The following is a 7821-nucleotide window of genomic DNA, read 5'->3' on the forward strand; positions in this document are numbered from 1 at the left end:
CTGGCTTGGGCCTGGCTTACTCGCCCTGCTCGCGTGCCTGGGCCTTGCGCAGCGCCTTTTCTTCCAGGCCACTGAGGCCCTCGCGGCGTGCCAGTTCGGCCACCACGTCGGCCGGGCTGAGGCCGAAATGCGCCAGCGTGATCATGCTGTGGAACCAGAGGTCGGCCACTTCGCCGACCAGGGCCTTGGCATCGCCGGCACCATATTGCAGGTCCTTGGCGGCCATGACGGTTTCGCCGGCTTCCTCGGCCACCTTCTTGAGGAAGGCGTCCGGGCCCTTGTGCAGCAGGCGCGCGACATAGCTTTTCTCGGGGTCGCCGCCGTTGGCGGGCTTGCGCGATTCGATCACGGCCGCGAGGCGGTCCAGGGTGTCGGTGGAATTCGTCATTTGTAGATGGTTTCGGGGTCTTTGAGCACCGGGTCGACGCTTTGCCATTCGCCTTGGCCTTCGCTGCCGGGCTGGCCGGGCTGGTAGCTCTGGTAGAAGCAGCTGTGGCGGCCGGTGTGGCAGGCGATGCCGGGCTCATGGCCCTGCTGCGTGACTTTCAGCAGCACCACATCGTTGTCGCAGTCGAGCCGGATGTCGTGCACGGTCTGCACATGGCCGGATTCCTCGCCCTTGAACCAGAGCTTGTTGCGCGAGCGGCTGAAGTAGACCGCACGGCCCAGCTCGGCGGTCTTTTGCAGCGCCTCGCGGTTCATCCAGGCGAACATCAGCACATCGCCGCTGGCGTTTTCCTGTGCGATCACGGGCACCAGGCCCTTGTCGTCCCACTTGATCTGTTCCAGCCAATTCATCTCTGTCGTCCTCACAGGCGCACGGGAATGCCGCGCGCGGCCATGCGCTGCTTGGCCTCGGCGATGGTGTATTCACCGTAGTGGAAGATGCTGGCGGCCAGCACCGCATCGGCACCGCCCTGCTGCACGCCGTCGGCCAGGTGGTCGAGGTTGCCGACGCCACCCGAGGCGATCACCGGCACCGGGATCGCGTCGCTGACCGCGCGCGTGAGCGCCAGATCAAAGCCGGACTTGGTGCCGTCGCGGTCCATGCTGGTCAGCAGGATCTCGCCGGCGCCATGCTCGGCCATCTGAGTGGCCCAGGCGACGGCATCGAGGCCGACGTTCTTGCGCCCGCCGTGGCTGTAGACATCCCAGCCCGGGCCGACCGGCTTACCGTCAAGACCGAGGCGCAGTTCGTCCTCGGGCAGACGACGCTTGGCGTCGATCGCGACCACGATGCACTGCGAGCCGTACTTGGCCGAGGCGTCGCGGATCACCTGCGGATTGGCCAGCGCGGCCGAGTTGAAGCTGACCTTGTCGGCGCCGGCATTGAGCAGCCGGCGCACGTCCTCGACCACGCGCACGCCGCCGCCGACGGTCAGCGGGATGAAGACCTGGGAGGCAACGGCCTCGATGATGTGCAGGATCAGGTCGCGGCCGTCGCTGGTGGCGGTGATGTCGAGGAAGGTCAGTTCGTCGGCGCCCTGCTCGTTGTAGCGGGCCGCGATCTCGACCGGGTCGCCGGCATCGCGCAGTTCGAGGAAATTGACGCCCTTGACCACGCGGCCGCCGGTCACGTCGAGGCAGGGGATGATTCGTTTCGCAAGCATGGCGCTATTGTCGCAGCACCGGGCGGCCATCGCCGGCTGGGGGCGACGCGTTCAGGCGAGTTCGAGCTGCTGCCAGCCCTGCCAGGTCTGGCCGGGTGCCAATGTCACGGCTTCGAACACCTGAGCGGCTTCGACGCAGAGCATGCGGCGCCAGCCATCGGGCTCCATGTCGGCCAGCGCGGCGCATTTGGCGACATGCGGGTTCCAGACCACGGTGTCGGACCAGGACAAGCTCTGGCTGATGTGCAAGCCATGCGCGCCGTCCTGCAGCCGCATCGGAATGGCAGCGCCAGAGTAGACGCGATCGAACTCTGCGTCGAAGCGCAGCAGTTCGGCGCCCTGGGCATGGCCATCGGTCAGGGAATCCCATTCCGGGCGGCCCTGCAGGCCGGACAACTTGGCCTGGGTGACATCGTCACAGGCGAAATAGCTGTGCAGCGCACCGGTGAAGGCCAGCGGCTGGGCACCGGTATTGCGCGCGCCCAGCGTCAGGCGCAGGCGACCAGGCTGGAGATGAAGTGTCAGCGTAAGCTCGAACTCGTGCGGCCAGAGCGCGCGCGTGCGCTCGCTGCTGCACAGCGTGAGCTCCAGGCTGGCCACATCCGAGCCAAGGTCATAGGCGGTGGTGAGCCAGGGCAGATGGCGCGCGAAGCCGTGCTTGGGCAGATCGCCACGCTGGTTGAACTGCGGCCAGCAGACCGGTACGCCACCGCGGATCGGCGCGCTGCCATCGAGCGCGCTGCGCGGGCTCAGGAACAGGCGCTCGCGCCCGCCCGCGATCCAAGACAGCAGATGGCCGCCCTGCTCGGACACCAGCAGGCGGTCGCCACCGGGCAAGGCCAGTCGCCAGCAGTTCAGGCCGGCGAAGGCTTCAGGTACCAGGGTGGCGCGCGCGCTCATGGCATCAGCAGCGCAGTTCGTCGGCCAGTTTCTGGCCGGCTTCGAAGTCGAGGTCGCCGCTGTAGATCGAACGGCCGCAGATCACGCCCTGCACGCCCTCGTCCTCGACCGCGCACAGGTTGCGGATGTCGTCGAGGTTGGACAGGCCGCCGGAGGCGATCACGGGAATCGTCAGCGCCTGCGCCAGCTTGACGGTGGCTTCGATGTTGATGCCCGACAGCATGCCGTCGCGGCCGATGTCGGTGTAGATGATCGATTCGACGCCGTAGTCCTCGAACTTCTTGCCGAGGTCGGCGACTTCGTGGCCGGTCAGCTTGGACCAGCCGTCGGTCGCGACCTTGCCGTCCTTGGCATCGAGGCCGACGATGATGTGGCCCGGGAAGGCGGTGCAGGCGTCCTGCAGGAAGCCCGGGTTCTTGACCGCGGCGGTGCCGATGATGACGTAGCGCAGGCCGGCATCGAGGTAGCGCTCGATGGTGTCGAGGTCACGGATGCCGCCGCCGAGCTGGACGTCGATCTCGTTGCCGACTTCCTTCAGGATGGCCTTGATAGCCTGGCCGTTGCGCGGCTGGCCGGCGAAGGCGCCGTTGAGGTCGACCAGATGCAGGCGGCGCGCGCCCTTGGCGACCCAGTTGCGGGCCATGGCCGCGGGGTCTTCGCCGAACACGGTGGATTGGTCCATGTCGCCTTGTTTGAGGCGCACGCATTGGCCGTCTTTCAGGTCGATGGCAGGGATCAGGAGCATGGCGGTATCGGGTTCAGGAGGGACGAAAAAATCAGGGATTCCAGTGCAGGAAGTTGCGATAGAGCGCAAGGCCCTGGTCGGCACTCTTCTCCGGATGGAACTGGGTCGCGAAGAGGTTGTCGCGCGCCACGGCCGAGCTGAAGCGGCTGCCGTAGTCGGTTTCGCCGACGCTGTGCGCTTGCTGCTGCGGGTGGGCGTGGAAGCTGTGCACGAAGTAGAAGTAGGCGCCGTCGGGGATGCCGGCCCAGACCGGATGCGAGTCGCCGCGTCCGAGCTGGTGGAAGACGCGGTTCCAGCCCATCTGCGGCACCTTGAAGCGGCTGCCATCGGGCTGGTACTGGCCGTCGAGCTGGAACTTGATCACGCGACCCGGAATCAGGCCCAGGCCGTCGGTCGGGCCTTCCTCGCTGTGGTCGAGCAGCATCTGCATGCCGACGCAGACGCCGAACAGCGGCTTGGCGGCGGCGGCCTCGAGCACGGCGTCGCGCAGGCCGGAGCGCTCGAGCTCCATCATGCAATCAGGCATGGCACCCTGGCCGGGCAGCACGACGCGATGCGCGTTGCGCACCACCTGCGGGTCGGAGGTCACGACCACGTCCACATGGTCGACCGCGGTCGCGGCGTGAATCACGGCCTGTGCGACGGAGCGCAGGTTGCCCATGCCGTAGTCGACCACGGCCACTGTCTGTCGGTTCATCTTGTCGGTTCCGGAACGCGGGCGAAGGAAATCAGAGCGAACCCTTGGTCGAGGGGATCACGCCGGCCGAGCGCGGGTCGAGTTCGAGCGCGGCCCGCAGGGTGCGACCGAAGGCCTTGAAGATGGTCTCGCACTGGTGATGGGCGTTGTGGCCCTTGAGGTTGTCGATGTGCAGCGACACCAGGGCATGGTTGACGAAGCCCTGAAAGAACTCGAACACCAGCTGGGTGTCGAGCTGGCCGATCGAGCCGGCAGTGAACTTGCAGTCCATGTGCAGGCCAGGCCGACCCGAGAAGTCGATCACCACGCGGCTGAGCGCCTCGTCGAGCGGGACATAGGCATGGCCGTAGCGCCGGATGCCCTTCTTGTCACCGACCGCCTGGGCGAAGGCCTGGCCCAGCGCGATGCCGACATCCTCGACCGTGTGGTGGCCGTCGATGTGCAGGTCGCCCTGGCAATGGATGTCGAGATCGATCAGGCCGTGACGCGCGATCTGGTCCAGCATGTGGTCAAAGAAACCGATACCGGTGTGCAGCTTGGACTGGCCGCTGCCGTCCAGGTTGATGCGAACGGTGATCTGGGTTTCGAGGGTATTGCGGGTGACTTCGGCTTGCCGCATGGCGCACTTGGGCGCGGGTAGCGCCGACTAGAAAAATGGGCCTCATGATACCATCGTCAGCCCGATCGACCGCTGCCCGCGGGCCTGTCGCACTCTGACGGGAAGGCCGCGCAAGCGGCTGTCCGGGCCGGTCCATTCCCTACCGCAGAATCACCGCATGAGCCGCTACTGGAGCGCCGTCGTACACGGCCTGACCCCCTATGTGCCGGGCGAGCAGCCCAAGCTCGACAACCTGGTCAAGCTCAACACCAACGAACATCCCTACGGCCCGTCGCCGAAGGCGCTGGCGGCGATCCGCGCGGCGACCGACGACAGCCTGCGCCTGTACCCGGACCCGAATGCCGACGCGCTGAAGACCGCGCTGGCCCAGCGCTTTGGGGTGCAGCCGGACCAGGTCTTTGTCGGCAACGGCTCGGACGAGGTGCTGGCCCATGCCTTCCAGGCGCTGCTCAAGCACGAGCGCGAGCTCTGGTTCCCCGACATCAGCTACAGCTTCTATCCGGTCTACTGCGGCCTGTATGGCGTGGCGCAGCGGCAGATTCCGCTGGCGGACGACTTCACGATCCGGGTCGAGGACTACCTGCCGCGGGGTGACGGAACGGGCGAAAAGGCCGGCGCCATCATCTTCCCGAACCCGAACGCGCCGACCGGCCGCCTGCTGGCGCTCGACGCGGTCGAGCAGATCGTCGCGGCCAACCCCGATGCGGTGGTGCTGGTCGATGAGGCCTATGTCGACTTCGGCGGCGAGAGCGCCATCAAACTGGTCGACCAGTACCCGAACCTGCTGGTGGTGCACACCTTCTCCAAGAGCCGCTCGCTGGCCGGCCTGCGCGTCGGCTACGCGATCGGTCACAAGGCGCTGATCGAGGGCCTGGAGCGGGTCAAGAACAGCTTCAACTCCTACCCGCTGGACCGGCTGGCGCTGGCGGGCGCCCTGGCATCGGTCGAGGACGAGGAATTCTTCCAGCACAGCTGCCAGCAGGTGATCGCGACCCGCGAGACCCTGGTGGCCCAGCTGCAACAGCTGGGCTTCGAGGTGCTGCCTTCGGGCGCCAACTTCGTCTTTGCACGCCACCCGGCGCGCGACGGCGCCGAGCTGGCGGCCGCGCTGCGCGCGCGCGCCATCATCGTGCGCCACTTCAAGCAGGCACGGATCGACCAGTTCCTGCGCATCACGATCGGCACCGACGCGCAATGCGCGCAGCTGGTCCAGGCGCTGGGCGAGATCCTGGCCGACTGAGAACTGCCAGCCTGCCGCCCATGTACGGCGGCGGGCCGTACCGGCTCTTGGGCAGCCGGACCGGGTCGAAGCGGCCAACAATTCGCCTTTTCGAAAAAAGTCACCAGAAAATCCATGATGAACCACATGACGATCGCCACGCGACTGAAGCTGGCATTCGGGTTGATGCTGCTGATGACCGTCCTCATGGGCGCGATCAACCTGCACAAGACCCATGCGATGCAGGCGGCACTCAACGAAGTGACCGAACGCCGCATGGTCACCCAGGCCGAGCTCGGCAAGTTCAACAACGAAATCAACATCCAGGCGCGCGCGCTGCGCAACATGGTGCTGTTCCAGGAAGCCGACACGGTCAAGGCCGAAGGGCAGCGCATCCTGGTCTCGCGCCAGCAGATCACCGAGATCAGCGCCCAGCTCGACCGGCTGATCACGAGCGAGAAAGGCCGGGCCGCGCTCGCCGACATGTTCGTGCGCCGCGACAAGTACCGCGCCGAGGTCGATGCCTTCCTGGCCCTGGTCGCCGCTGACAGGCGCGACGAGGCGATCGCCTTCCTGATCGGACAGCTCAGGCCGGTGCAAGCCGCCTTGTTCAGCGCCATCCAGGAGGAAGCCAAGGTTCAGGACGAGATGACGGCGCAATCGATCGAGCAGGCCGAGGAGGCCGTGCTGGCGGTCAAGGCCAGTACCTGGATCGTCGGCGGCCTGTCGCTGCTGGCCTCGCTGCTGCTCGCGACCTGGATCATCCGCGCGATCACGCGCCCGATCGGGCAGGCGGTGGCCGTCGCACGCGCGGTTTCGGCGGGCGACCTCACGCACCCGATCGAGGCCGGCGACCGCAGCGAGACCGGGCAGCTGCTGCAGGCGCTCGGCGAGATGCAGGCGGGTCTCGGGCGAGTTGTCAGCCAGGTACGCTCGGGTTCCGAGGCGGTGGCGACGGCCAGTGCGCAGATCGCCCAGGGCAACCTCGACCTGAGTTCGCGCACCGAGAAGGAAGCCAGCGCGCTGGAGGAAACCTCGGCCTCGATGGAGCAACTCGGCAGCACGGTGAAGCAGAACGCCGACAACGCGCGCCAGGCGAATCAGCTGGCACAGAATGCCTCGAGTGTCGCCGCGCAGGGCGGTCAGGTGGTGTCGCTGGTGGTCGACACCATGCGCGGCATCAGCGAATCGAGCAAGAAGATCGCCGACATCATCACCGTGATCGACGGCATTGCGTTCCAGACCAACATCCTGGCGCTCAACGCCGCGGTCGAGGCCGCGCGAGCGGGCGAACAGGGTCGCGGCTTTGCCGTCGTGGCCAGCGAGGTGCGCAGCCTGGCGCAGCGCAGCGCCACGGCGGCCAAGGAAATCAAGCAGCTGATCAGCGACAGCGTCGAGCGAGTCGATCAGGGCTCGGCCCTGGTCGATCAGGCCGGTGCGACGATGGACAGCGTGGTTTCGAGCATCGAGCGCGTGACCGCGATCATGACCGAGATCAGCGCGGCCAGCGCCGAGCAGAGCCAGGGCGTGACCCAGGTCGGCGAGGCCGTGATGCAGATGGACCATTCGACGCAGCAAAACGCCGCGATGGTCGAGCAGATGGCGGCGGCGGCCTCGGGGCTGAATCAGCAAGCGCAAAGCCTGGTGCAGGCGGTCGCCGCGTTCAAGCTCAGGCCGGGCGAGACTGGCCGGGCCATCGACCCGGTCCAGCTCGGCAGCCCGCTGCAGGTCAGAAGCGAGCGCAAGCCAGCGCAGACCTTGCCGGTCGAGCGCCGCAGCGCCCCCGCGAAAACCGCGCAGCCAGCCCAGAGCGCCGAGCCGGCTCAGGCCGCGCAGCCGACCCCGAAAGCCGCGCGCCATGAAGAGGATGAGTGGGAGACTTTCTGAACGCGAGCAGCACGCTGGCGCAGGCGCAGCACCCGCCGGGCCTGCCGAGCCTGCCGATGGCTGAATGCGGTCAGAGCGTCTCGATGCGCGCCAGCGTGGCTGCAGCCTGTTCGCTGAGAGCGGCTCCCCCCCCCCGCCGCCCCC

9 protein-coding genes are annotated in these 7821 nt (G+C 67.2%); 2 read left to right on the forward strand and 7 right to left on the reverse strand.

What is annotated here, in order from left to right; genetic code table 11:
- Positions 1-16: 16 nt before the first annotated feature.
- Genes C6P61_RS15820 through hisB form a run of 7 tightly spaced genes read right to left on the reverse strand, consistent with a single transcriptional unit; the run spans position 17 to position 4571 of the window.
- On the reverse strand, positions 17-388 hold the full coding sequence (locus tag C6P61_RS15820) for a phosphoribosyl-ATP diphosphatase (RefSeq protein WP_105730886.1): 372 nt from the start codon (positions 386-388) through the stop codon (positions 17-19).
- Positions 385-798 carry a phosphoribosyl-AMP cyclohydrolase gene (gene hisI, locus C6P61_RS15825; RefSeq protein WP_105730887.1) on the reverse strand — a complete coding sequence of 138 codons (414 nt, stop codon included), beginning with the start codon at positions 796-798 and terminating at the stop codon, positions 385-387. Before hisI ends, C6P61_RS15820 begins: the two co-directional genes overlap by 4 nt.
- Positions 799-809: 11 nt before the next feature.
- Positions 810-1610: an imidazole glycerol phosphate synthase subunit HisF gene (hisF, locus tag C6P61_RS15830; RefSeq protein ID WP_105730896.1), complete on the reverse strand. Its 801-nt coding sequence runs from the start codon at positions 1608-1610 to the stop codon at positions 810-812.
- 51 nt (positions 1611-1661) lie between these two features.
- Positions 1662-2510, reverse strand: coding sequence for a D-hexose-6-phosphate mutarotase (locus C6P61_RS15835; RefSeq protein ID WP_105730888.1), 849 nt, complete (start codon positions 2508-2510; stop codon positions 1662-1664).
- Between the two features lie 4 nt (positions 2511-2514).
- Entirely contained in the window at positions 2515-3255 is a 741-nt protein-coding gene (gene hisA / locus C6P61_RS15840; RefSeq protein ID WP_105730889.1) for a 1-(5-phosphoribosyl)-5-[(5-phosphoribosylamino)methylideneamino]imidazole-4-carboxamide isomerase, read from the reverse strand.
- 31 nt (positions 3256-3286) lie between these two features.
- Positions 3287-3952: an imidazole glycerol phosphate synthase subunit HisH gene (hisH, locus tag C6P61_RS15845; RefSeq protein WP_105730890.1), complete on the reverse strand. Its 666-nt coding sequence runs from the start codon at positions 3950-3952 to the stop codon at positions 3287-3289.
- Between the two features lie 31 nt (positions 3953-3983).
- Complete coding sequence (hisB, locus tag C6P61_RS15850) at positions 3984-4571, reverse strand: imidazoleglycerol-phosphate dehydratase HisB (RefSeq protein WP_105730891.1); 588 nt, start codon at positions 4569-4571, stop codon at positions 3984-3986.
- A gap of 157 nt (positions 4572-4728) precedes the next feature.
- Between hisB and hisC the strand changes: the two genes are divergently transcribed.
- Both hisC and C6P61_RS18295 read left to right on the forward strand, forming a co-directional pair.
- A complete protein-coding gene (gene hisC, locus C6P61_RS15855; protein ID WP_105730892.1) occupies positions 4729-5811 on the forward strand; it encodes a histidinol-phosphate transaminase in 1083 nt (360 codons plus the stop codon).
- Positions 5812-5928: 117 nt separating this feature from the next.
- Positions 5929-7677 (forward strand): methyl-accepting chemotaxis protein, encoded by a 1749-nt coding sequence (locus tag C6P61_RS18295; protein WP_105730893.1) that lies wholly within the window; start codon positions 5929-5931, stop codon positions 7675-7677.
- Positions 7678-7821: the final 144 nt, after the last annotated feature.

The sequence above is a fragment of the Malikia spinosa genome (assembly GCF_002980625.1).
Taxonomy (GTDB): Bacteria; Pseudomonadota; Gammaproteobacteria; order Burkholderiales; family Burkholderiaceae_C; genus Malikia; species Malikia spinosa.